Raw genomic sequence first — 23,825 nt, 5'->3', positions numbered from 1 at the left:
CTCGACTCGCTTAAATCATCTTTCTTAGAGCTATGAGAATCAGCATCGTCCCGGGCAGAAGCCCCAACTTTGCTAGGTGTTCTTCAGGAAGCTTTCCTGCTAAGGCCTGACCGAATTTGATCATGACGATTTGCATAAAGGCTACCCAACCGATCATCGATAGAGATTCTAGAACTCCCATGGCAAGGCCTAAAACCAGTCCGGAGGCAAAGGCATCCAAAGACAAGGCTGTTCCCAGTAGCACACTTTCCTTGGCACTAATCACCCCAGAACCATCGAGGTCCGCCTGCTCCGGCGTTCTTAGAACTTGCACTACGATGCCAAGAATTTCAAATTCCAATTTTAGAACGGGTTCACGCAAAGCCGCGGTTTGTACCGGAACGGCTTTGGGGAGGTCTCCTTTTATTAAGCTGAGAACCGCTTTTGTCAGTTGGAAGCCACCTAGGGTAAGCAAGATAGCTGCTGCTAGTAGATTGGGCGGGATAAAGGTGATGATGTCCATGAACACATCCCCTAAAAATACCGCAGCTCCCATGGCTACTACTGTACAAAGAGTCATGACCAGCATAGAGAGTAGGGGTATACGTATTTTCCTAATTCCATAAGATAACCCGACGCCAAATCCATCAAAACTTAGGGCTAAAGCGAAGAGCAGTGCTACTCCCATATCTATCCTCCTGTATGTTCCATTTCCTTGCAGGATAATATATGGGTAAACTCTCCCTATTGTGACCCTAGTCTTCTGTTATTTCCAGCCACTCCAGCATAGTACTGTCCAGTAAAGCTTTTTTCTCCTCATAAACATGATGGAGCTCCATGGCTTTTTCGTAATTTGAAGTAACTTCCTCCATCTGACTTTCTAAGGATTTTAGTTCCTTCTCTAACTCAGCAACCTGTGTCTCCAGCTGCAGTACCTTTTTCTGGCGTCGCTTGATATCGCGATCCGTAGCTCCTTTAGAGTTACCCTTAAGACGTGAAGTCACGTCGCTAGAGCTATTTTGATTAGATATATTACGAGCCTGAGCAGTCACAGCTGTCTCTTCCTGTACCTGAGTTTTATAGGTGCTATAATCCCCTACATAAAGCCGAATCCCCTTAGGGGTTAAGCGAGCTATTTTATTGACCACCCGATCTAAAAAGTAGCGATCATGGGAAACGACTAAGAGTGTACCATCAAAGTCCTGGAGAGCTTCTTCTAAGACATCTCTCATTCGAGTATCTAAATGGTTAGTCGGTTCGTCCAAGAGCAACAAATTACCTTGAGTAAGAAAAAGCTTGGCCAAGGCTAGACGACTCTTTTCCCCTCCGCTCAAAACGGCAACAGGCTTAAAGACTTCCTCTGACACAAAACCGAAACGTGCCAGCAGGCTACGGATCTCGGGGTCCAGTAGATCAGAATCCTCTCGTATTTCATCGAGGATGCTACCCTTCCCTCTCAATTCCTCATGCTCCTGAGAATAGTACCCCAGCTTCACGTTGGCACCTAGACGAATCTCACCCTTATAGTTCAATCCACCTTTAATAGCTTTCAGCAAACTTGTTTTGCCGACCCCATTTTCACCAAGCAGGGCTACACGATCACCCCGGCGCAGCTCCACATTGGCTCCCTGAAAAAGCTTCCGTCCAGGAAACTCTATAGAGACTTCTTCGAGCATAAGGGTCCGATCCCCGCTGCGGCGCCCCGTTGATAGAGAAATTTGCATAGCTTTCGGGGTTTTGCTCACATCAATGGGCTTAATCTTATTCAGATGAGTTTCTCTACCCCGGGCTTGCTTGGAATTCTGACCAGCCTTATTACGGCGGATGTAATCCTCTATTCGTGCAATTTTTTTATTTAATTTATCTGCTTCCCTAGCCAAGGTCATCTCTTCAAGAGCTCTTTGCAGCTCATACTCTGAATAATTTCCCGAATAGCTCTGAAGGCTCCCGTTTTCTAAGTGAAGGACTTTCTGGACTACATTATCAAGGAAGTAGCGATCGTGGGAAACTACCAAGATTGCCCCTGCATACCCTTTCAAAAACCCTTCCAGCCACTCCAAAGCATCCATATCGAGATGATTTGTAGGCTCATCTAATACTAAAAAGTCTGGAGAACGCAGCAGGAGCTTACTGAGAGCGAGCCGAGTTTTTTGCCCACCGCTTAAGTGTTGAATAGCGCGGTTAACCTCGTTTGATAGCCCCAACCCAGAGAGTATTTTCCGAATCTGAGCCTCTAAGGCATATCCGCCCATGGTCTCGAAACGTTCTGTCAGGGCACTATACTGTTCAAAAATCTTCTCATCAGCAGACTGGGCCATACGCTCTTCGAGAATATGGAGCTGGGCCCTCATATCGATTAAATCAGCCCGTTCCTCCAGCATGCTGGACCAGACCGTTCCGTTCTCATCAATGAGTGGATTCTGAGGAAGATAACCCAAGGTTCCCGTAAGAAAGACATCCCCGCTTTCCAGACGAAGCTCTCCTAAGCAAGCCCTTAACAGGGTCGTCTTACCCGCCCCATTGGGCCCTACCAGGCCTACCTTTTCTCCTTTCTCTACTGCAAAAGTTACTTGCCGAAAAAGGGCTTCACCGGAAACGTCCACCCCACAATTCCGACAGTAAAGAATACTCATATCTAAATAACTCCTTTTATGGGTGAATCATGAGGACAGGTCCCTTTATTCACCTTTATTTGGGTCGAATAGCTTACTTCTACTTCTGACAGCTTGAACAAAATACTGTGGAACGGCCTCCAAGTCGAATCCTTTCTAACGGTTGCCCGCAACATCGACAGGCTTCCCCTCCGCGGCCATAGACCTTTAGCTCCTTTTGAAAGTTTCCCTTATTACCATTGGCATCCTGATAATCACGAAAGGAGGTACCCTTGGCGTCAATTCCTTCTTGAAGGACTTCACGGATTGCCCTATAGAGACTCTCCACTTCTTCATTAGTCAGGGTGTTGGCACAGCGTTCAGGGGCAATCCCGGCCCTAAACAACGACTCATCAGCGTAGATATTCCCAATTCCCGCCACTAAGGATTGATCCAATAAAGCTGCCTTGATCGCTAGTTTTCGCGCGGCGATTCGTTTTCCGAGCTCATCGGGTGTAAAATCTTCCTCTAATGGCTCCGGCCCCAAACGAGCTAAGGAGGATTGGTTGAGCCGTTCCTCTGTTCTTACTAGCTGTAACCGGCCAAACTTTCGCGTATCGGTGAAATGAATTTCCCCTTGGTCAAGCTTTAAGACGACGTGGGTATGTTTCTCTGGTTCATGGTTTTGTGTATGGTATACCAGGCGTCCGGTCATCCGCATATGGGCAATGAAGGACCATCCTTCATCCAAAGTAAACAATAGATATTTCCCACGTCGTTCGATACTTTGAATCCTCAGCCCTTTGACTGTTTCAGCAAAGGTTCTTCCCTCATAATCCTCCACAGCGCCCGGCCAGCGAACCTCAATCTCATTGATACACTGGTTGAAAACATGCAGACTTAAGCTGCGGCGAATCGTCTCTACTTCCGGTAATTCCGGCATAATTTACACCTTCATGTTAAAAGATTAATCATTTGCATCTATAAATTCTTTAACCCATTAAATATCTCTCTACTTGAATATCCTACTACGTGTATAACCTACTCCTGCTGATCCTCTGCAAAGAAATAATTCTCCATATCATACCAATTAGGACCACTCTTACATTCCACAGTCAACGGCACTGACAGAGGAAAAGCGTTTTCCATCTCTTCACGAACAATTTTGGCTACAACTTCTAACTCTTCCGGGGCCACTTCAATGACTAATTCATCGTGAACCTGCAACAAAAGGTGAGCTCGATAAGGCTCGATGGCTTGAGCTACCCCTAGCATAGCTAACTTCATAATATCTGCAGCTGTTCCTTGAATGGGGGTATTCATAGCGATCCGCTCACCGAATTGACGCTGCACTCGGTTGGGGTGCCGTAATTCAGGAATCCGACGTAAGCGATTGAGCAAGGTGCGAACCTGCGCTTCTTCTTTAGCTTTGACAACAATCTCTTCGAGGTAGCGTTTAACTCCTTCATAACGATGGAAGTATTTCTCGATGTAGTCCTTTGCTTCCTTGCGAGGTACCCCTAAATCTCTGCCCAAGCCGAATTCCGTCAACCCATAAACCAAACCAAAATTAACGGCCTTGGCTTTACGACGCATATCCTTAGTCACTTCTTCCATAGGAACCCCAAACACTTCAGAAGCTGTCCGAGTATGAACATCTTGATTCAAAAAGAAGGATTCACTCATTACTTCATCCTGGGAATAATGGGCAAGGATTCTCAGCTCGATTTGGGAATAGTCCGCCGACAAAAGCACCCAACCCTCTTGAGTAGGCTTGAATACTTTCCGTAATAACCGCCCAAGCTCCAGACGGATCGGGATATTTTGCAGATTAGGCTCAGTACTGGATAAACGTCCTGTGGCGGCAACAGTCTGTTGGAAAGTGGTGTGAACTCTTCCCTCACGAATCTGTGCCAGTAATCCATTGACATAGGTCGACATGAGTTTACTCAACTGTCGGTAATCTAAAATTTTCTCAACCATCGGATGAGAAGTCCGTAATTCTTCTAGGGTATCGGCATCGGTTGAATACCCGGTTTTGGTCTTTTTCATGGGAGGAAGTCCTAGCTTCTCAAAGAGAATATGGCCCAACTGTTGCGGAGAGTTAATATTGAAGGTTTCCCCAGCATCCTTGTATATCTCTTCTTCCAAGCGTTTAAGCTCCCCGGACAAGTTCTGTCCAAATTCCTCGAGCATAGGAACATCCACCGCAATCCCCTGTTTTTCCATCTGAGCGAGGATAGGGCTTAGGGGTTCCTCCATTTCATGAAGGAGGGCATTCAAACCAAGCTCCTCTAAGGTTTCTTTGTAAGAGCCCACTACTTGTGCTAAAGCCGATGCCTCTTCGCCTAGATTTTCGAATCCAGTAACTCCGGGAATGTACTCTTTCACCAACTCTAAGGATTTAAATTTCGAACGTGTAGGGTTGATTAAATAAGCCGCCAGGCTGATATCCATGGCAACTCCCTGCATCGTAATCTCTTCATTAAGAAGCAGGGTGTAAAGGAGCTTACTGTCTTCTACAAGCTTCGGCACATCAGGGTCTTCAAGCAAATTGATGAAGGCTCTACGCACTTCCAGATCCACTTCAGTCCATGCCAAAGTAAATGACTCCCCAGCTACCGCGATCCCCCAACCCGTGATATTAGCCCAGTGGGAGTTTCCTTCAGTATTAGCATAAGCCAAGGTAAGTGGTGTCTTTTCGTTGTTCCACTTCTGAAGATGGAGCACCCACTCTTCTGTTGTCAGTTCCTGGAGCGGCCAAGGCTCAAACGTTGATTCCTGGGCGGTGCTGTTGTTCTCTACCCCTACTCCATGATGCTCCTGCCAGATGCGAGTCACACTTTTAAGTACATACTTGTCCAATGCCGCTGCAAAAATCTTTTCATCGGGTCGACGATAGGCAAATTTATCCAAATCAATCTCTAGAGGAACATCATAAATCATAGTAGCCAACTTCTTACTTAAGATGGCTTTGTCCGTGTTATTGCGCAGATTCTCTTGAAGCTTCTTCCCTGAGATCTTTTCGATGTTCTCTAAGACATTTTCCACACTAGCATATTCCCATAAGAGCTTCAGAGCTGTTTTTTCTCCGACTCCGGGCACACCGGGGATATTATCGGAGGCATCCCCCATCAGTCCCTTAAGATCGATGATTTGGGCTGGACTGAGTTGATATTTTTCATAGAGGGCAGCTTCTGTGTAAGCATCCACCTCGCTGATTCCTTTACGGGTCAGATAGACGGTGGTATAAGGAGAAACCAACTGTAGAGCATCTCGATCCCCTGTATAAATCTGCACTTCCCATTCCCGTTTCTCAGCCATGGATGTAACCGTAGCGATGATATCATCGGCTTCATAATCTGCACATTCCAAAATAGGCATCGAAAAGTCAGTTAAAAGCTCTTTTAAAAAATCAAATTGTGGCTTAAGGGCCTCTGGCGTTTCTTTCCGCTGGGCCTTGTATTCCGCATATTGCTCGATTCTTACGGTAGCTTTGGTTTTATCAAAAGCCACTACCCAATAATCCGGCTTTTGTTCCAAAAGCAACCGCAAGAGCATGGTCATAAAGCCATGGAGCACATTGGTGGGCTTTCCATCGGCTGTGGTCATTACAGGTAAAGCATAAAAGGCTCGGTTAGCCAGACTATTTCCATCAAGTATAAGGATTTTCGACATATAAAAACCCCTTTCTATCCGAATATAATATACCATACCTAGCGATGCCCTGCCAAACCTAATAAACTCAAGCAACGAGCTTAAGTCCAATTGCAGAAGACAATATCATGGCTATAAAAGCCAACCTTTTCCAGTCTCTTGATTCACCGTAGAATATCATTCCGATTAAGGTTCCCCCTACGACACCAATTCCTGTCCAAATCGCATAACCCGTCCCCATCGGGATAGACTTTAAGGAATATCCTAATAAAGTAAAACTCAACCCAAAACCCAAAACTAACAAAACAATTGTTTGCCAATTTCTCTTTTTATGCAATTCATTCATCATAGTAACACCAAACGCCTCAAATAAACCTGCTAAGACCAATGAGAACCAAGCCATCACGATTCAGCTCCTTCCTCTTCTTTGCAGTCTGTGACTGATTTTAGACCGATTACCCCCATTAGCAAAAGTATAATTATAATAATTTTCTCCCATTTAAAAGGTTCTCCAAAGAAGAGAATTTCCGAAATGACAGTTCCTGCCGTTCCTAAGCCCACAAAGGCTGCATAGGCGGTGCCGGCTGGTAGAACTTGTGCTGCAGTAATCAATAAGTAGTTGCTGATAAGAAGTGCCATAATTGTTCCTGTCCAAGTCCAAAAGTTATAGGAGTGTGCTAAGCCAATCACCCAAAATATTTCCAAAAAGGCTGCAACGAACAATCTAACCCAATATTTATTCACTACAAAGCACCCCCTTTGAAAATTCTACCTCAGAAAAACGAAAAGCCTAAGAGAAACTGTACTACAGCTTTTCTCCCAGGCTTTTATCCCTCCGTGACACAGTAGATTACTGTGAGCTTTCTCTCGGACCAGGCCAACGTCTATGGTTTGCGGAACCCTAGAAAGCATTTAGTCTATGGAATTAGTATAAATTATACTGAGATCTGATCATTAATTCAAGTCTCAAGCATCGAGCCACCTTCGTCTATCAATTACGCCTAATTAAAGTCCCAGTTCCTCCATGACCTTCTTCAGACGAGCCACATGATGAGGTTTCGAGACTTCATCCCCGTGAAAATAGCAATCTAGAATATCTGCGTCCTTGACAATTTCTTCTAAGGCTGAGCCCACCTTATCCTTCTCCGAATGATGGATGACAGCACGGATGACTTCCTCTTTGCTTGTTTCCGCTATAGAATAACTCTCTAAAAAACGTCTCACAGGTTCTTCACCATGAATTGCATGATCCTTTTGTCGTCCCGTATACCACCGACCGATATCATGAAGGGAGCAGACCAAGGCAGCCAGTTCCAAATCCGCTCCACGTTTTCGAGCTAGCAACCTACCCACTTGAGCGCAACTTGTGGCATGGACCCGCTCCCAGGCAAAGGGATAATCTCGATCACTTTTTTCCTGCTCCAACTCCTGCAGAAGATTATAAATTTTCTCCATATGGTTGATGAATTCCCACTTCATAATAATCCCCCTTATAGTTTTGAATTAATATCAATCCATGTAGCTCATCCTAATTCTAGCCTAATAACGTATCTGTCTTTTGGCGGGTTCGCCAATTTAGGACGAGCACGGATAAAAAGATGAGAAAGATACCTAGGGTATTTTGCAGGGTAAGTTGTTCCTTAAATATCAAAATTCCTACCAAGGTAGCCACCATGGGTTCAACAAAAGCCATCACAGAGGCTTTTCCTGCCTCCATATGCTCCAGCCCTTTGGTGTAAAGCAAAAAGGGGATAAGGGTAGAAACCACCCCTAAGAGCAGTCCATTGATAAGGACATTTCTATTCTGTAAGGCAATCGCTGCGATGTCCATGCTATTGCTAAAGGGCAATAGACTGAGAGACGCCACAATAAAAGTATAGGCCGTGACCGTATAGGGGTGATATTTTTTTAAGGCGATGCTCCCAAAAATGCTATACAGAGCATAGCCAATCCCCGCCCCCAGACCAACTAGTATTGCCAGCCCTGATAGATTGGACGATCCGTTCCCCACTATACCGGCAATCAGTACACACCCACCAAAAGCTAAAATCAATGCTCCTATTTTGCGCTTGGTGATGGGTTCACGAAACAAAACAGCCGACATAATCATCACAAAACAGGGTGCTGTGTACAATAAAATAGAAGCTATCGACAAGGTAGCCAGTTTTATCGCTGTGAAGTAGCAAATATTAAAGAACACAATGCTACAGATTCCTGTGCCCAGAAATAGCCAAAGATCTTTAAGATTGATCTTTAACTTATCCCTATCCTTAATTAACAGAAAAGCCGATAAGCAAACAGCCGTCACAATACACCGTGATGCCGTAATCTGAACTGAGCTTAAGCCACCCCACGCTAAATTTCTGGAGAATAAACCGATAATTCCCCAGCATACTCCGGCCATGATTATCAATGCCGGCGCGATGCGTTTTTCCCAGGTAAGAGGAGCTACTTCTGTTGAAGGAGAATGTGTTTCCTTCGCTTTGGCGATGTTAGCTGGCATGCAAATAACTTCCTCCGATATTTTCGTTATCTAAGCCGAACCCCTGCAGCTCAATGCTATCTGCCCTAGAGTACCTGAACAGTGCGGATATCCGATATACCAAAAAAGAGCCTTGCGGCTCTTTTTTAATTCTTTGTTGGTGCGAGTGGTCGGAATCGAACCGACACATCCGTAAAGATAACGGTTTTTGAGACCGTCGCGTCTGCCTGTTCCGCCACACTCGCGTACTGCATCTGCAGGTCACCACGGCAACAGGTGACTTAAATATAATAGCATAAGCATGGAAAACATGTCAAGGCTTTACCTATGAAACTGTTTCTAATAAACCTAATAAACCTAACGATTGCTCTTAGAGCTTATCATCATCTGGAGTACCGGAAGGGTAAACATCAGGGGAACCTTGACCATCAGGATAAGGTTGAGATTCTGATAGAACAACTTGATCGTCCTGAGCATCTTGGGCATCTTGAGTATCCGGTGTCAGTTGTTCCTCCCAAGCCTGCTCTGCAAATCTACCATAATTCATCAGCTTCTCATAACGCATAGCCTGGAGCTCCTCCGGTGAAGCTTTGCGAAGCTCGTCAAACGCCTGGGTGATGACCTTCTTCATTTCCTCAGCAGTGCGCTCTGCGCTCCGATGGGCACCTCCCAAGGGTTCCTTGATAATACCATCAGCAATACCCAGTTCCAAGAGGTCTTGGGCTGTAAATTTTAAAGCAGAAGCCGCTTCTTGGGCTTTGCCTGGATCTTTCCATAGAATCGATGCACAACTCTCGGGGGCGATTACCGAGTAAAAAGAGTTTTCCAGCATCAAGATGGTATTCCCAACCCCTAAAGCCAGAGCTCCGCCGCTACCCCCTTCGCCGATAACCGTACAGATAATAGGAACCGTATAGTGGGCCATAGCCTGTAAACAACGGGCAATAGCTTCCCCTTGTCCTCTTTCTTCGGCCTCGAGATCACAGGCGGCACCGGGAGTATCGATAAAGGTTAGGATGGGTCGGTGGAACTTCTCCGCTTGATCCATAAGGCGAAGGGCTTTACGATAGCCTTCGGGATGAGGCATACCAAAGTTTCTCTGAATATTCTCCTTGGTATCTTTACCCTTGATATGGGCAACCACCGTCACCGGAATTCCTTGAAATGTAGCAATCCCGCCCACGATGGCGCGATCATCAGCATAAAGTCGATCCCCTTTGAATTCGATAAAGTCCTCAAAAAGCAAAGGGATATAATCATAGATATTTGGACGTTCCATATAGCGAGCAATCTGGACCTTCTGCCAAGGTTCCAGGTTACCGTAGATTTCCTTCCTTAAGCGAACAAGTCTGCGCATGAGTTTGGAAACTTCCGGCGAAAGATTAATATCCTTCTCTTTGGAAAAATCCTGCAACTCCGCGATTTTTTTCTCCAACTCAAGAATTGGCTTTTCAAAATCAAAGTGTTGAGCCATAACCTGCCCCTTCCTGATGATAGCGTAATAAACGTCCTAGCGTCGCACGCATCTCGGCACGCTCTACCACGCAATCAATCTGTCCATGGTCTTGATTGAATTCGGCAGTTTGAGCCCCTTCTGGAAGTTCCTTGCGCATAGTTTGTTTTATGACTCGAGGACCGGTAAAGCCAATCAAAGCACCCGGTTCAGCAATATGTATATCTCCTAAAGAAGCATAACTAGCTGTAACTCCGCCAAAGGTAGGGTCAGTCAATACAGAAATATAGAGCAATCGTTCTTTTGCCAAACGGCCCAAAGCTGCACTGGTCTTAGCCATTTGATACAAAGATAGGATACCCTCTTGCATGCGTGCACCACCGGAAGTAGAAAAAATAATTACTGGACAGCGTAATTCAATAGCTCGTTCAATGGCTCGGGTAATTTTTTCACCGGTCACCGAACCCATGCTACCCATCATAAAATTCCCTTCATTGAAAGCCAGAACCACGGGTAATCCTTCGATACTAGCCTTTCCCGTTAAGACGGATTCTGAAACATCGGACTTTTTATGGGCTTCCTCCAGCTTTTGCTCATATTCAGGAAACCCTAGAGGATTGATGGTTAATAGTTCACTATCCCATTCCTCGAAGGTCCCTGGGTCAATGAGATGATTAAGTCTTTCCCGAGCCGGAATCCGAAAATGATACTTACATTGGGCGCAAACCCGCTGATTTTCAACAAGATCTTTATTAAACAGCACTTCTCCACATTTAGGGCATTTTGCCCAAAGTCCATCAGGCAATTCCTTACGTGAAGACCCTTGCTCGACAGGCACAGATGAATAAGCCCGCTCCCCTTCAGCTACAGGTTTAGGAGGGAGTGAACTAAGTGTTGCGTATTTGCGTTTTTTGCGGAATATATCTTTTAACATGTCTAGCTCCCCATATAGCTAGTGATAATTTCATGGGCTTCTTCCGCTTCTGACTCAGGTACTAAAATTTCGACCGAAGCGTGATCCCCTAAGTGAGAAGAACCAATGGGACGAAGTTGTACTAGCATTCCTTCGTCACTAAGAGACTTTTTATACTTTTCAGCAATTACCTTATTAGGCGCAATATAGATAACGGTCCACATGGCGAATCCTCCTTGTTCAAAAAGAGAAACATACCCGTTAATCTATGGATATGTTAAATACCGTTAGGAGCAAATCAAGTGTAGATTTAGAGACCAGCTAATATTTTTCATAATAACACAGGGCTAAATATCTTGCAACCGAGCCTGTCTATTGTCACTCATTCAGGATATATGCTATGAGATATGCCTTATTCTTCATCCTGATGATATTTCGCATAAATAGCTTCTTCCACATTCGAGGGAACAAATTCGCTGATACTTCCATCTAAACTTGCAACCCATTTAATGGAGCTCGAGCTAATGAAAGAATATTCGCTTTGAGTCATCAGAAAAATTGTTTCAATATCCTTGGCCAGCTTTTTATTCATCAGAGCTAATTGGAATTCATACTCAAAATCCTGCATAGCTCTCAGACCACGTATGATAGCACTAGCTCCCCATTCTCTGGCAAATTCAACCGTAAGTCCCTCGAAACCTTTTACCTTCACATGGGGCATATCTTCAGTGGATGTTTCTAAAAGCTTAATGCGCTCTTCCAAGGAAAAGAGGGTGGCTTTATTGCTGTCCACAGCCACCGCAACGATGACCTCATCGAAAAATGCTGTAACTCGTTTAAGAATATCGAGATGTCCATTGGTCACTGGGTCAAATGTTCCGGGATATATTGCAATACGCACTAGTCCTGCTCCTTTTCCTATCGCATTTACATGGAATTAGCCTTCCATGCAACATTTCCTTCTCCTAGTATGTTTGACAAGTCTTGAACTAATTCCTCTATATCCTTCACCCAAAATTCGCGTTTTCCTTGTACCAGTTTTTTATCCTCTTCGAAAAAGAAAAGGACGGGATTGGGGCCGGAGTATTGACGAAGTACAGGTAAAATCTCCTCGAGTAGTGGGGTCTCGGCACAGGGAAAGCGCAGATAAAGTTTCCGGGATGGATGAGGTGAAATGGGATGTGGATTTCCAGGTTCAATGGACTGCCTTAAACTAAGGGAGGTCTTTCTGCCTGAGAATTCCTTATTACCTAGGGGTTTAGTACGTTCGGCAGCATTCTCAAGATCCGTGATTCGTTCTGCGAAGATCTTTCGTTCCTCATCCCGGATATTATATCTTCCTTCAATCACCACAAGCTGATCATTTGTCAGCCGCGCACTTTGGGCAAAAATTCTTGGAAAGACAAGGACATCGATTGTTCCGGTTAAATCCTCCAACACAAAGCTGGCCATCATTTCACCGCGTTTAGTCACTGTAGTACGGTAGCCGGTAACAATTCCCCCCAGGATAACCTTCTTTTCTTCATCCCCTTCGAGACAAGTCAAAATATCCCCAGAAGTAGCATTCTTCAACTTCGGAAGCACACTTTCCAGAGGGTGACCACTGAGATAAAGGCCAAGGTACTCCTTTTCCATAGCCAGGAGCTCTTGGGGTGCATACTCTTCCACATCAGGGAGGGCAACCCCTTCATCGAGCGAATCACCAAAATCAAATAATGAAAACTGCCCGCTTTCCTTGTCCTTCTGTCGCTGTTGAGCCATTTCTAGAACGGAATCCAGAGCCACTATTCCTTGAGCCCTTTGACATATTGAGCTAAAGGCCCCAGCTCTTAACAAACTTTCCAAGACGCGTTTATTTAAGACCTTAGCATCCACTCGAATGCAGAAATCATAGAGTGATGTAAAGGGCCCCTCTTCACGAGCTTCAATAATCTTTTCTACCACATTCACACCCACGTTACGAATGGCCCCTAAGCCAAAGCGGATCCCTTGACCCTCGATACTGAAGCCTACTTGACTGCATTGGACATCCGGCGGTAGAATCTCAATCCCGCTTTGCCGTGCATCATGAATATAAAAGGAAACCTTGTCTGCTGAATTCATGACAGTACTAATTAATGCTGCGTTGAACTCCAAAGGATAATTTGCTTTCAGATAAGCCGTCTGATAAGAGATGAAGGCATAGGCTGTCGCATGGCCCTTGTTAAAGCCATACTCAGCGAATTTTGCCATTAAGTCGAAGATTTCCCCAGCCTCGTGTTCTGTCAGCCCGTACTTTAAGGCGCCGGGTATAACCTCTTCTCCCGTGGAGCTTTTCAAACCATAGATAAAGCTTTGTCGCTCTTCTTCCATGATCTCCATCTTCTTTTTTCCCATAGCTCGACGCAGTAAATCCGCTCGTCCCAAAGAATAGCCGGCAAGATCGCGAGCAATCTGCATGACCTGCTCTTGATAGACGATAATCCCATAGGTGCTTTTGAGGATTGGCTCTAGCTTAGGGTGAATATACGAGATGGCGCCACCATGTTTACGGCGAATAAATTCCGGAATCTGTTCCATCGGACCCGGCCGAAACAAGGAAATCACAGCAATTATATCTTCAAAACAGGAAGGTCTTAGATCTTTAAGGACATTGCGCATGCCCCCACTTTCCAATTGAAACACCCCGGTGCTGTTCCCCATAGAAAGCATCTCGTAGGTTGACTGATCATCGAGGGGCAACTCTTGTAAATCTATAGTCTCGTGGCAGTTTTCCTGAATTTGATGCAAGGCCTCTTGAATGATGGTCAAGTTGCGCAACCCCAAAAAGTCCATTTTGAGAAGGCCAACCTCTTCTACCGTCTTCATGGGAAACTGGGTCATAGTAAAGCCCCCGTCAGAGGTTCTCTGCAAAGGGATATAGGTATCTAAGGCGTCCTTGGCAATCACCACCCCTGCGGCATGGGTTGAAAAGTGACGCGGCATTCCTTCAAGGGCCCGAGCTATATCATAGAGCTTTTTGATCTCCCCATCCTCTTCCACAAGCTTGCCCAAATCCGGGGATACGGCAAGGGCCTTTTCCAGAGTCATCCCTAAATCAGAGGGGATAGCTTTGGCTACCTTGTCCACTCTAGCCAGGGGAATGCCCAGAACTCGACCGACATCGCGAATAGCTGCTTTGGCTCCCATCGTTCCAAAGGTGATGATTTGGCAGACCTTATCCGCACCATACTTTTCCATCACGTAGTGGATGACTCGTTCTCGCCCTTCTGGGTCAAAGTCTATATCTATATCCGGCATGCTCACTCGCTCCGGATTCAAAAAGCGCTCAAAAAGCAAATCATGCTGCATAGGTTCTACCGTGGTAATCCGCATAAGGTAAGCCACCATGCTAGCAGCAGCCGAACCGCGTCCCGGGCCTACGGCAATATCATTTTGGCGAGCATACTGGCAAAAGTCAGCCACAATCAGAAAATAACCGGAGAATCCTGTTTGGGCTATAACTCCCAGCTCATATTCCAGACGCTCCGTCTCCTCGGTAGTCTGATTCGGGTAGAAGCGTGGGAAAGCCTCATAGCATTTTTGTCGCAAATAAGTATCTAGGGTATAGCCCTCAGGCACCTCGAAATCCGGAAGATAATGGTCCCCAAACTTAAAATCCACCTGACAGCGCTCAGCAATCTCAGCGGTGTTCGCCAAAATCTCCGGATGTTCCCCAAAGAGAAGATTCATTTCCTCTTCGGATTTCAAGAAAAATTCCTCACTGGAAAAACTCATACGGGAGGAATCAGTGAGATTTTTACCCGTCTGAATACAAATCAGCACATCTTGAATAAAGGCGTCCTCTCGGTTAACATAGTGGACGTCATTGGTAGCTACCATGGGGATACCCGTTCTTTTATGTACCTGGAACATTCCCGCATTTACACGTTGCTGTTCCTCAAGTCCGTGGTCTTGAACCTCTAGGAAGAAGTTCCCTTTTCCGAAAATATCTTCATATTCCAGAGCGCTCTTAATGGCAGTCTCTAATTGATTATTTAAAATATACTCCGATACTTCTCCGGCTAAACAGGCTCCCAAAGCAATGAGTCCTTGACTATGCTTTCTTAAAATATCCTTATCCACCCGGGGCTTATAATAAAAGCCGTCCACATGAGCCATTGAAACTAATTTGATGAGATTTTTGTAGCCCTCCTCATTTTCAGCCAACAGCACCAGATGGCGATTGTTGTCATCGCGACCAGGCACCCGCTCGGTTCGCCGATGAGGTGCCACATATACTTCACAGCCAATGATAGGCTTTATTCCTGCTTTCTTACATGCCTTGTAAAAGTCGATGACCCCATACATCACGCCGTGATCCGTGATGGCCACGGCCGGCATGCCAAGCTCAGCCGCCTTTTTCACCAATTTCTCGACCCGAGCTGCCCCATCAAGCAGACTATATTCTGTATGAACATGAAGATGAGCAAATGCCACTTAGCGATGCCTCCTTCCGAATGTCATCAACTTAATGTCTAACGCATTAAAAGTCTGATTATAACTTTATTTTAAGTCTTTTCCAGTGTGTAGTCCATTAGTTTTCAATAACAAGTATAGCAAATCTTAGCGGTCTCTGGTGACTCATAAATTATGACAATGAAAATGTGCTAATCACTGCTGATTAGCACATTTTGCATTGGATAAGTTTAAGAAGCTTTTTTATCGCCCATTCTTGCTGTCATTAGAGCTTTAGCTAAGAGCTGATTATTGGCATACACATCGATTTCAATGTTGCAATGCTTCTTAGCAACGAGCAGTAATTTAACAGTTATGCGTATTTCAGTCCCTACCGGAATCGGCTGGAGTTGATAAAAGGTGAAGTTCTCAGTAATAGCATCCAATCGATACTTCTTACGCAATGCAATATAACCGGCCATATTCATCAGAGTCACTAAGACACCCGCGCTTGCCGAGCCGAACTCATTGATCATGAACCGGGTAATCTCACCCTCAATCGTCAGAAACTCGGGATCCTCAACATAGCGAAACCCGCTTAGAATCAAATTGTCTACAGTTTCACCGAACTGAGGTTGCTTCTGAATCTGTTGATAAGCTTCCAGTACATCCTGCAGGCTAATTATGCCGATCAGAGCTCCCTGATCCACGACTGCAGCAATCTCCCAACCTTCCCAAAGCATGATCCGAGAGATATGTGTCACTGAGTCTTCGCGGCCTACCACGTAAGGGCTGGGGTTCATTACATCGACTACGGAAGTACTCGTATCCGCACTTGCCACATCAATAGCCGTAATCATCCCAACCACTATCTTGTTTTCATCAACGACAGGAAAACGACTATGGCTGGTTTTTTGCGATAGCTCATGCCAGTCTCCCACGGTACCATCGGTAGTTAGGTAGTTGACATCCTTGACCATGATATCCTCAACCAGAATCAGTTCTTTCTCAATCAAGCGATCATAAAGTGCCCGGTTGATCATTGTGGTCACAGCAAAGGTGTCATAAGGGGACTGAATTATGGCTAAGTGCTTTTCCTTAGCTTGCTGGATGATATCATCTTGAGGCTCAAATCCTCCGGTAATGAGAAGAGGAGAACCCATCTGTAAGGCCATCATCTGCGCATCGTGACGATTACCCACGATACATAAGGCATCTTCTTCCAAGTAGCGTTCCATGGCATCCAATTCCATGGCTGCAATCAAGAACTTATTGGGTGAATTATCAAGACTTTCAAAACCACAAAGAACAATTCCTTCGACAATTTGGGAGACTTCACGCAAGGTTAGATCTTCAATGCGTCGCTCTTTTGCTCCTTCAATACGTATGGTTCCTACTTTGGGGATGGAACGCACATAACCTTTATTTTCTGCCTCTTTGATTGCCCGGTAAGCAGTGCCTTCACTCACGTCCAGCTCTTTCGCAATAAAGCGAACAGATACCTTGCTACCTACAGCAAGGCCTTCAATAAAGCTTAAAATTTGTTGATGTTTCGTCTGACTCAATCGTAACGCTCCCTACTCTTTCAAGCGATTTCAGACTTAATTATATCACAGTTGACGGTCTGAAAGTCATATTGCCATCCCATTTTGAAAAATTAATTGTCGAAATTGAATCTGTTATATAATGCATGCTATTTACTCTTCGGATTGATTTGACAAATGGTTGGAACTTTTATTTTTCATCCGCTGTGTCATGATCCCGCCTATTTTTCCGGCATCCTTCGCAGAGAGGGAATGCCACCCCTTTACCCTTACTTGGTCAAGCAAACCTAACTCAGCAGCAATCTCCATCTTCAAATCCTCTAGGAGATCCGTTCTTTTTAACTTTATCTTTTTCTCCTTCATCAAATCATCCCCCTACTCATACTATGGGCATCAAAATAAGGGCAGAAATGTTTTCTTTCAATGGGCTGTTGTTTTAAGCGACAGCGACCCTCAAGGTAATATGAGCAATTTGCGGCACAAGGTCTACGTGTCATGTGAATCAACTCCTTTAGTAGAGTTTTTCCTAAACCACAAAAAAAATACCTGCTCAATATGAACAGGCATCTCAATGCGAATATTTTAAAGTCCTCAAATCATAAGCGACTGACCGGGAATAAGTATTTTTCCTTTGCTGGCCGGAAATTTACGATCCAAGAGATCGACAAACTCCGCTGGGTCCTGTTGGATCAAGGGAAAGGTGCTATAGTGCATAGGGATGACAACCTTCGGTCGCAAAAGGTTAGTAGCATAGACAGCTTCCTCTTGTCCCATGGTATAGTTATCTCCAATTGGTAGGATAGCCACTTCCAGAGGATGTCGGCGTCCGATCAACTCCATATCACCGAATAACCCTGTATCCCCTGCATGATAAAGCCACTTTCCCTCCATCTGAATTAAGAATCCGCAGGCTAGGCCTGCATAAGTATAGGATTCCTCTTCCTCTCGCGGCTCAAATACAGACCCGTGGAGTGCTTGCGTCAAACGGACCGTGCCAAAGTTGAAGGTATGCTTACCGCCAATATGCATAGCATGAGTGTTTGCTCCATACTTCGCACACAAGCGTGCCAGTTCAAACACCCCAATGATAGGAGCTCCGGTTTTCCGGGAAATCTCGATAGCATCACCTAAGTGATCCGCGTGGCCATGGGAAACTAAAATACCATCCAAATGGGTAAATTCTTCAGGTCCGATATCTGCAGTAGGGTTGTCCCTAAGAAAAGGGTCAATAAGAATTCTTCCTTGTTCACCTATGATTTCAAAACAAGCGTGACCATGAAAACGAATTTCCATTTTATCAGCTCCTTAAGGCATAGTATTCTCTAGCGGCGAACCCTTCACTTGCTGTGTCTTCGGCTCATGGCTGAGAGCAGGGTAGCACGGCGCATTAAAATAATTAGGAGTAAACCAAAATCAGCAATTAAGAGGGCCGCAGCTAAAACCCAAGAACCCAAAGCACCTAAAACTGCCGCAATGCCAAAGCACCCGCTCATGCCATAAAGCAATAGCACCGCTTGACGTTGACTCAGACCCGCATCCAATAACCGATGGTGGAGATGCCCTCGATCAGCTTTAGCTATCGAGAGGCCCCTCACCTTTCTGCGAATGATAGCGAAGGTCATATCCGTAAGGGGCATTCCCAAGACAAGCAAGGGAAAGACCAAGCCTAAAATAGTCGCAGTTTTTAATAAACCCATGATTGAGATTCCACCAATAATATACCCTAAAAACATACTCCCTGAATCACCCATGAATACGCGTGCCGGATGAAAATTAAAAAATAAAAATCCTAAAGCAGCACCCGCTAAGGCTAGAGTAAGATGCGCTTCCGTGAACTCATTGATGCGAAACGCTGACCAACAGAGTAATAGGGCCGCTTCGAAACAAATCCCCGCTGCTAGACCATCTAGGCCATCGGAGATATTCACGGTATTGACCAACCCGACGATCCAAATCACAACGAGAACTAGGCCAAGCCAGCCCAAACCTATGGCTGCGAAATTTAAGGGTTCGCCCACAAAGGGGAGAGAAATCTGATTCATGGAAAAACCGAAGAAAAGTAGCAAACCAGCAGCCACAATCTGCCAAAGCAGTTTTATTATGGGGCGCAAGTCAAAAATATCATCAAATACTCCGACCAGCATAATGATGGTACTGCCAAAAAACAAGCCCCAAATTTCTCGTTCCCAATTCCCCATAAAAATAACGGCAACCCAAAAAGCCACATAGATGGCAATTCCTCCGATGCGTGGAACCGGTGTTTTATGTACACGTCGACCGCCTGGATAGTCGATCGCACCCCACAGTCGTCCTAGCTTCATCGAGAGTGGAGTAGCAAAAATAGCAACGAATAAGGCAATGGCAAATGTCAAAATAAAAGTCATTTCTTTTCCTCCAGCACATCAATAGGGGTATTCTCATCCGTCGTATTTAAACAAGTCCAGGGTTACCCCACTGACGTAATGCTTCATAAACCACAACCGCCACGGAATTAGAAAGATTTAAGGACCTTGCCTCCTCACGCATGGGCAAACGAATTGCTCCATCCGGATAGCGCTCCAGAATCTCTGGAGCTAATCCCTTTGTTTCCTTACCAAAAAGGAAGTAGCCACCTTGCTCGTATTGAATTTCTGTATGTAAGCATTTAGCCTTCGTCGTCGCTAAGTAACGAGGACCATCCGGATTCTTCTCCTCAAATTCTGCAAAGTTTTCATACAAGCAAATATCTAACAAGTGCCAATAATCCAAGCCCGCTCGTTTTAACTGCTTATCGGATATCTCAAAACCTAAAGGCTTAACCAAATGCAAGGTCGCTCCTGTCGCAGCACAAAGTCTTGCTACATTTCCAGTGTTGGGCGGAATTTCTGGCTCTACGAGAACAATATTAAGCATTAATCTACATATCCTTTCACGATGCGAGTAAATCATCATTCTATTATACCCTAAATCTTGATAATGCCCAAGATTGTCTCACCGATTTATTCAGAAAAACTGAGCCACTTTCGTCTTTAACCGATTTTATCTTTCGAAGAAGATTAACTTAGCTAAGCTTCCATGATATGATATTTCGGTAAGTGCTTAACCTAGTCAAATGCTTTTCTCTGTTAATCTCATATAGACCAATTCACACAAATTCCATCTTGTTGTATTACAGAATATTGTGATATGATGGGTAAAAATTGTAGAAAGGAGTTTGTACATGCTCACAAACGATGAACGAAAACTTCTCGAACTGATCTCAACAGATTTTCGCATGAGCTCTGATGAACTATCTATTCAAACAGGCTTGTCTAAGGAATTTATCGAAGAGCGAATCAAGCAGTGGGAAGAAGAGAAAATTATTGCCCAATACTGCCCTCTTGTCAATTGGGAACGAACCGGGGAACCGATGGTTACTGCCTTGATCGATGTCAAAGTCCTTCCCCAGCGTGGTTATGGATTTGATAAAGTGGCTCGACGTCTTCAAAAATTTCCTGAGATCAAAGCGGTCTACTTAATGTCGGGTGGCTATGATCTTTCCTTATTGATTGAAGGTAAAACCATGCAGGAAGTCGCTTTATTTGTAGCAGAAAAACTTGCTCCACTAGAGCATGTTACCGATACAACCACTCATTTTATCCTGAGGCGCTATAAGCAGAATGGGGTAGAACTGCTTGGTGAGGAGGATGTTCCTGAGAGGTTGGTGATATCTCCGTGAATCACTATCTTTCACCAATTGCTGCGAGTTTACCACCCTCAGGAATCCGCAGATTCTTTGATCTAGCTTCAACAATGAAAAATGTTATTTCCCTTGGAGTAGGGGAACCGGATTTTGTCACTCCTTGGACCGTGCGCGAAAGCGGCATTTTTTCCTTAGAGCAAGGACAAACCATGTACACAAGCAATTCAGGACTTATCGAGTTGCGTCAAGCCCTTTCTTGGAATATGGAAAAAAAGCTGGGACTTGAGTACAATCCTCAGAATGAAATTCTCGTTACTGTAGGTGCCAGCGAAGCTGTGGATTTAGCCATGCGGGCTCTTCTCGGTCCTGGCGATGCCGTTTTAGTTCCTGACCCCTCCTATGTTTCCTATGGACCTTGTGCCACCTTGGCTGGCGCTGAGGTTCATTTCGTTCCTACTCGAGCTGAAGAAGATTTCCGTCTGCGGGTTGAGGATTTGGAACGAGCTTATACTCCCAATACTAAGGTCCTGGTGCTTTCTTATCCGAATAATCCTACTGGAGCAATCATGACTTGGGAAGATTATCAACCCATTGCTAAATTTGTCCAAGATCATGATCTCATTGTCTTAGCCGATGAGATATATTCTGATTTGACCTATATCGGTAATCATACAGCTTTCGCCAGTTTACCCAATATGCGTAACCGCACGTTGCATGTCAGTGGTTTCTCCAAATCCTATGCGATGACTGGTTGGCGAATCGGCTATGTGGCCGGACATCATGACTTTATCCAAGCCATGACCCGAATCCACCAGTACACCATGTTATGTGCTCCCATCACTGCCCAAGTGGCAGCCTTAGAGGCGCTTCGTTCGGCTGAACAATCCATGCAAGATATGGTAGCAACCTATGACCGTCGTCGCCGCTTAATGGTCCATGGCTTCCGCAAAATAGGCCTATCCTGCTTCGAGCCCCTTGGTGCCTTCTATACCTTCCCCAGCATCAAGTCCACTGGATTGACTTCTGAGGAATTTGCTGAGGAACTCCTACGGGAAGAAAAAGTAGCCGTGGTTCCCGGTAATGCCTTTGGTCCTTCAGGAGAAGGCCACATCCGCTGTTCCTACGCATACTCCACAGAACAAATTCAGGAAGCGTTAAACCGGATGGGACGATTTCTAAGCAAGCGAATCAAGTAATGTCAAATGCAAATGCTAAATGCAAACTGAATCTAATGCGAATCTAGCTTAATTCAGCTACCTGAAAACACTCCTAACAAAAAAAACGCTGAGGTGCCCTTGAATAGATTTGTTCTTGGTTGCCTCAGCGTTTTATCATATTAAGATTCTGTAGGACCAGCTGGGCATTACGCTGTAGAATTCCTTTCCCTCTCCATCCAGCCGCACTATTCTTCCACTTTCGGATGAACTGGCTTTTCGTTAGATTTAGAGTTTCCCAGAGATCAACACCCCTCGTTCCCTCTAAACCTTCCCCTTCCTTTTCCAACTCATCTTCCTTGTCCAGCCGATTCCGATTATAAGGGCAAGCCTCTTGGCAAGTATCGCAACCGAAAATGCGATTACCAAGGTAATTCTGTTGCGGCTCAGTTAGACACTCCTTGCTTTGGGTTAGATAGGAAATACACTGGTTGGCTTGAAAATGCACCTGCCCCAAAATCTGGGCAGGGCAAGCTTGGACACAGCGAGTGCACTCTCCACATTGGCTCTGGATAGGGTTATCGGGAGGAAGTGCCTGATCCAAAAATAATAAAGCTAAGGCAACAAAGGAACCGACCCCAGGAACAATCAATTGCTGATTCTTGCCGACCCAGCCGAGCCCAGCCCTTTTTGCGAAAGCCCGTTCATTTACGGGTCCTGTATCCACTTGGGTCAATGGTCGTTGCCCTTGCCAACCCGCTGCGGTAATGGAGATGACGAGTGAGTCTAAACCCTTTCGCACAAGTCTATGATAATCCTCCCCCACCGCTGATCGAGCAAGCACACCTTCTCCTTCTCGAGGCTTCGCTGATAAGGGCAAAGGATAAGCCAAGGCCACTACAGTTTCACAAACAGGCCAAAGAGCTTTGGGATCAACTCTTTTTTGGAGATCCTTATCCTCAAAGGAGATTTGATACCCTAATTCACTTCGCTCTTCTAGGTATTCCTTTAAGCCTTCAAGGGGGTCACCACTTGTAAAGCCAACCGCAGAAAAGCCGGACTGGTGCGCCAATTCCCGTATGCACTGCTTCCAGTTGTAACCCTCAGTAAGCTCCATCTCTGTGCCCCCTTTCTATTACTCACTGCTGACTTCGAAGTCTAGCCCTGGAGCGCCTGAGCACGTGATTCTCCGATAAAGAAACCAGAATGGTTTCAGGAGATCACGCCCGAAGGTCGCGGATGTATGCTAGGCTACTCGACCCAGATAAGTTTTTCATTCATCAGGGATGCACTCTGAGCTGCCCGGAAGTTCTATTTCGTTGCCCTATAGTAGGCATACGTCATAGGCTCTGCCTTTTGCAGAACTTCACCAGCCTTAACTTCCCCAAGGAATAATGTATGGGTCCCGGCATCCAACTCACCGATAACTTCCGCTTCCATAGTCGCAACGACATCATTCAGAAGGAGGATTCCCGATTCGCCACGGTGTACGTTCGGTAAATCAGCAAACTTTTCAAAATCCCGCCCCGAGCGGAAGCCGAAATGTCTTACATAATCATGACCCTGTTGATTTAAGACAGATACTCCGAATTTGCGACTTTTCGCAATCAGTTCATGGGTATAGTTGTTTTTATTGATGCCAATGGCAATCCGTGATGGCTTATCTGTGATTTGAAAACAAGTATTCGCACACTGGCCATTATCCACTCCCTCATGATGAGCCGTAATAATATACAATCCATAAGAGAGATTATAGAGAGATTGAATTATAGCTGTTGCTCGATCCATTTGTTCAACAACTGCTGTGGTGTCCTTCGATTCTTGGACAACAGCTTCATTTACTAGCTCAGGTACATCCTGAAGCTTCTCAAACTGTTCTGGGCCAACTCCACAAATTGGGCATACCTCAGGAGGGTTATCGCCCTCATGAATGTATCCGCAAACTAAGCATTTCCATTTTGTACTCATCCCTTGC

General features: G+C 45.2%; 22 protein-coding genes, 1 tRNA gene and 1 riboswitch. Of the genes, 2 read left to right on the top strand and 21 right to left on the bottom strand.

Going from position 1 to position 23,825, the window contains the following annotated elements; genetic code table 11:
* Window positions 1–10: 10 nt before the first annotated feature.
* The 19 genes from DESDI_RS07775 to DESDI_RS07685 form a co-directional block, all read right to left on the bottom strand.
* Window positions 11–667 (bottom strand): MntP/YtaF family protein, encoded by a 657-nt coding sequence (locus DESDI_RS07775; protein ID WP_015262087.1) that lies wholly within the window; start codon window positions 665–667, stop codon window positions 11–13.
* Between the two features lie 67 nt (window positions 668–734).
* Complete coding sequence (locus DESDI_RS07770; RefSeq protein ID WP_015262086.1) at window positions 735–2,612, bottom strand: ABC-F family ATP-binding cassette domain-containing protein; 1,878 nt, start codon at window positions 2,610–2,612, stop codon at window positions 735–737.
* A 79-nt stretch (window positions 2,613–2,691) separates the two neighbouring features.
* Window positions 2,692–3,513, bottom strand: coding sequence for a bifunctional DNA-formamidopyrimidine glycosylase/DNA-(apurinic or apyrimidinic site) lyase (gene mutM, locus DESDI_RS07765; RefSeq protein ID WP_015262085.1), 822 nt, complete (start codon window positions 3,511–3,513; stop codon window positions 2,692–2,694).
* 98 nt (window positions 3,514–3,611) lie between these two features.
* On the bottom strand, window positions 3,612–6,248 hold the full coding sequence (polA, locus tag DESDI_RS07760) for a DNA polymerase I (protein WP_015262084.1): 2,637 nt from the start codon (window positions 6,246–6,248) through the stop codon (window positions 3,612–3,614).
* 67 nt (window positions 6,249–6,315) lie between these two features.
* Window positions 6,316–6,630, bottom strand: coding sequence for a DMT family transporter (locus DESDI_RS07755; RefSeq protein WP_015262083.1), 315 nt, complete (start codon window positions 6,628–6,630; stop codon window positions 6,316–6,318).
* Entirely contained in the window at window positions 6,630–6,971 is a 342-nt protein-coding gene (locus tag DESDI_RS07750; RefSeq protein ID WP_015262082.1) for a DMT family transporter, read from the bottom strand. Before DESDI_RS07750 ends, DESDI_RS07755 begins: the two co-directional genes overlap by 1 nt.
* 70 nt (window positions 6,972–7,041) lie before the next feature.
* Window positions 7,042–7,143, bottom strand: a riboswitch (guanidine-I (ykkC/yxkD leader).
* 89 nt (window positions 7,144–7,232) lie between these two features.
* Window positions 7,233–7,706 carry an HD domain-containing protein gene (locus tag DESDI_RS07745; protein ID WP_015262081.1) on the bottom strand — a complete coding sequence of 158 codons (474 nt, stop codon included), beginning with the start codon at window positions 7,704–7,706 and terminating at the stop codon, window positions 7,233–7,235.
* 55 nt (window positions 7,707–7,761) lie between these two features.
* Window positions 7,762–8,730 carry a DMT family transporter gene (locus tag DESDI_RS07740; RefSeq protein ID WP_015262080.1) on the bottom strand — a complete coding sequence of 323 codons (969 nt, stop codon included), beginning with the start codon at window positions 8,728–8,730 and terminating at the stop codon, window positions 7,762–7,764.
* Window positions 8,731–8,867: 137 nt separating this feature from the next.
* Window positions 8,868–8,954, bottom strand: a tRNA-Leu gene (locus DESDI_RS07735).
* Window positions 8,955–9,079: 125 nt separating this feature from the next.
* On the bottom strand, window positions 9,080–10,183 hold the full coding sequence (locus DESDI_RS07730) for an acetyl-CoA carboxylase carboxyltransferase subunit alpha (protein WP_015262079.1): 1,104 nt from the start codon (window positions 10,181–10,183) through the stop codon (window positions 9,080–9,082).
* Window positions 10,167–11,096 carry an acetyl-CoA carboxylase, carboxyltransferase subunit beta gene (accD, locus tag DESDI_RS07725; protein WP_015262078.1) on the bottom strand — a complete coding sequence of 310 codons (930 nt, stop codon included), beginning with the start codon at window positions 11,094–11,096 and terminating at the stop codon, window positions 10,167–10,169. The genes DESDI_RS07730 and accD overlap by 17 nt, the downstream gene beginning before the upstream one ends.
* Before the next feature lie 2 nt (window positions 11,097–11,098).
* The gene (locus DESDI_RS07720; protein WP_015262077.1) at window positions 11,099–11,299 is read right to left on the bottom strand and encodes a putative signal transducing protein; all 201 of its coding nucleotides are present in this window, start codon (window positions 11,297–11,299) and stop codon (window positions 11,099–11,101) included.
* 188 nt (window positions 11,300–11,487) lie between these two features.
* Window positions 11,488–11,976 (bottom strand): pantetheine-phosphate adenylyltransferase, encoded by a 489-nt coding sequence (gene coaD, locus DESDI_RS07715; protein ID WP_015262076.1) that lies wholly within the window; start codon window positions 11,974–11,976, stop codon window positions 11,488–11,490.
* Between the two features lie 26 nt (window positions 11,977–12,002).
* On the bottom strand, window positions 12,003–15,533 hold the full coding sequence (locus tag DESDI_RS07710) for a DNA polymerase III subunit alpha (RefSeq protein ID WP_015262075.1): 3,531 nt from the start codon (window positions 15,531–15,533) through the stop codon (window positions 12,003–12,005).
* Window positions 15,534–15,742: 209 nt separating this feature from the next.
* Window positions 15,743–17,056 (bottom strand): DRTGG domain-containing protein, encoded by a 1,314-nt coding sequence (locus tag DESDI_RS07705; protein ID WP_015262074.1) that lies wholly within the window; start codon window positions 17,054–17,056, stop codon window positions 15,743–15,745.
* 132 nt (window positions 17,057–17,188) lie between these two features.
* Entirely contained in the window at window positions 17,189–17,398 is a 210-nt protein-coding gene (locus DESDI_RS07700) for an alpha/beta-type small acid-soluble spore protein (protein ID WP_015262073.1), read from the bottom strand.
* A 228-nt stretch (window positions 17,399–17,626) separates the two neighbouring features.
* Window positions 17,627–18,328 carry a metal-dependent hydrolase gene (locus DESDI_RS07695; protein ID WP_015262072.1) on the bottom strand — a complete coding sequence of 234 codons (702 nt, stop codon included), beginning with the start codon at window positions 18,326–18,328 and terminating at the stop codon, window positions 17,627–17,629.
* A gap of 44 nt (window positions 18,329–18,372) precedes the next feature.
* The gene (locus DESDI_RS07690) at window positions 18,373–19,419 is read right to left on the bottom strand and encodes a glycosyltransferase family 4 protein (RefSeq protein ID WP_015262071.1); all 1,047 of its coding nucleotides are present in this window, start codon (window positions 19,417–19,419) and stop codon (window positions 18,373–18,375) included.
* A 46-nt stretch (window positions 19,420–19,465) separates the two neighbouring features.
* Window positions 19,466–19,927 carry a tRNA (cytidine(34)-2'-O)-methyltransferase gene (locus DESDI_RS07685; protein WP_015262070.1) on the bottom strand — a complete coding sequence of 154 codons (462 nt, stop codon included), beginning with the start codon at window positions 19,925–19,927 and terminating at the stop codon, window positions 19,466–19,468.
* Between the two features lie 307 nt (window positions 19,928–20,234).
* On the opposite strand from DESDI_RS07685, the gene DESDI_RS07680 reads away from it, so the two are divergent.
* Together DESDI_RS07680 and DESDI_RS07675 are read left to right on the top strand one after the other, a co-directional pair.
* Entirely contained in the window at window positions 20,235–20,732 is a 498-nt protein-coding gene (locus DESDI_RS07680) for an Lrp/AsnC family transcriptional regulator (protein ID WP_015262069.1), read from the top strand.
* Complete coding sequence (locus DESDI_RS07675; protein ID WP_015262068.1) at window positions 20,729–21,892, top strand: aminotransferase class I/II-fold pyridoxal phosphate-dependent enzyme; 1,164 nt, start codon at window positions 20,729–20,731, stop codon at window positions 21,890–21,892. Before DESDI_RS07680 ends, DESDI_RS07675 begins: the two co-directional genes overlap by 4 nt.
* Before the next feature lie 124 nt (window positions 21,893–22,016).
* On the opposite strand, the gene queG is transcribed toward DESDI_RS07675, so the two are convergent.
* Together queG and DESDI_RS07665 are read right to left on the bottom strand one after the other, a co-directional pair.
* Window positions 22,017–22,967, bottom strand: coding sequence for a tRNA epoxyqueuosine(34) reductase QueG (queG, locus tag DESDI_RS07670; protein WP_015262067.1), 951 nt, complete (start codon window positions 22,965–22,967; stop codon window positions 22,017–22,019).
* Between the two features lie 194 nt (window positions 22,968–23,161).
* Window positions 23,162–23,818 (bottom strand): flavin reductase, encoded by a 657-nt coding sequence (locus DESDI_RS07665; RefSeq protein WP_015262066.1) that lies wholly within the window; start codon window positions 23,816–23,818, stop codon window positions 23,162–23,164.
* Between the last annotated feature and the right edge of the window lie 7 nt (window positions 23,819–23,825).

It is taken from the genome of Desulfitobacterium dichloroeliminans LMG P-21439 (genome assembly GCF_000243135.2).
GTDB lineage: Bacteria > Bacillota > Desulfitobacteriia > Desulfitobacteriales > Desulfitobacteriaceae > Desulfitobacterium > Desulfitobacterium dichloroeliminans.
Note: the sequence above shows the minus strand (reverse complement) of the source record. Positions and strands in the feature narration are given on the sequence as shown.

Bases quoted from the DNA above. Each gene is read 5' to 3' on its own strand.
- DESDI_RS07775 (WP_015262087.1), bottom strand. From the start codon at position 667: ATGGGAGTAGCACTGCTCTTCGCTTTAGCCCTAAGTTTTGATGGATTT.
- DESDI_RS07770 (WP_015262086.1), bottom strand. From the start codon at position 2,612: ATGAGTATTCTTTACTGTCGGAATTGTGGGGTGGACGTTTCCGGTGAA.
- mutM (WP_015262085.1), bottom strand. From the start codon at position 3,513: ATGCCGGAATTACCGGAAGTAGAGACGATTCGCCGCAGCTTAAGTCTG.
- polA (WP_015262084.1), bottom strand. From the start codon at position 6,248: ATGTCGAAAATCCTTATACTTGATGGAAATAGTCTGGCTAACCGAGCC.
- DESDI_RS07755 (WP_015262083.1), bottom strand. From the start codon at position 6,630: ATGGCTTGGTTCTCATTGGTCTTAGCAGGTTTATTTGAGGCGTTTGGT.
- DESDI_RS07745 (WP_015262081.1), bottom strand. From the start codon at position 7,706: ATGAAGTGGGAATTCATCAACCATATGGAGAAAATTTATAATCTTCTG.
- DESDI_RS07740 (WP_015262080.1), bottom strand. From the start codon at position 8,730: ATGCCAGCTAACATCGCCAAAGCGAAGGAAACACATTCTCCTTCAACA.
- DESDI_RS07730 (WP_015262079.1), bottom strand. From the start codon at position 10,183: ATGGCTCAACACTTTGATTTTGAAAAGCCAATTCTTGAGTTGGAGAAA.
- accD (WP_015262078.1), bottom strand. From the start codon at position 11,096: ATGTTAAAAGATATATTCCGCAAAAAACGCAAATACGCAACACTTAGT.
- DESDI_RS07720 (WP_015262077.1), bottom strand. From the start codon at position 11,299: ATGTGGACCGTTATCTATATTGCGCCTAATAAGGTAATTGCTGAAAAG.
- DESDI_RS07700 (WP_015262073.1), bottom strand. From the start codon at position 17,398: ATGAAGGAGAAAAAGATAAAGTTAAAAAGAACGGATCTCCTAGAGGAT.
- DESDI_RS07695 (WP_015262072.1), bottom strand. From the start codon at position 18,328: ATGGAAATTCGTTTTCATGGTCACGCTTGTTTTGAAATCATAGGTGAA.
- DESDI_RS07690 (WP_015262071.1), bottom strand. From the start codon at position 19,419: ATGACTTTTATTTTGACATTTGCCATTGCCTTATTCGTTGCTATTTTT.
- DESDI_RS07685 (WP_015262070.1), bottom strand. From the start codon at position 19,927: ATGCTTAATATTGTTCTCGTAGAGCCAGAAATTCCGCCCAACACTGGA.
- DESDI_RS07680 (WP_015262069.1), top strand. From the start codon at position 20,235: ATGCTCACAAACGATGAACGAAAACTTCTCGAACTGATCTCAACAGAT.
- queG (WP_015262067.1), bottom strand. From the start codon at position 22,967: ATGGAGCTTACTGAGGGTTACAACTGGAAGCAGTGCATACGGGAATTG.
- DESDI_RS07665 (WP_015262066.1), bottom strand. From the start codon at position 23,818: ATGAGTACAAAATGGAAATGCTTAGTTTGCGGATACATTCATGAGGGC.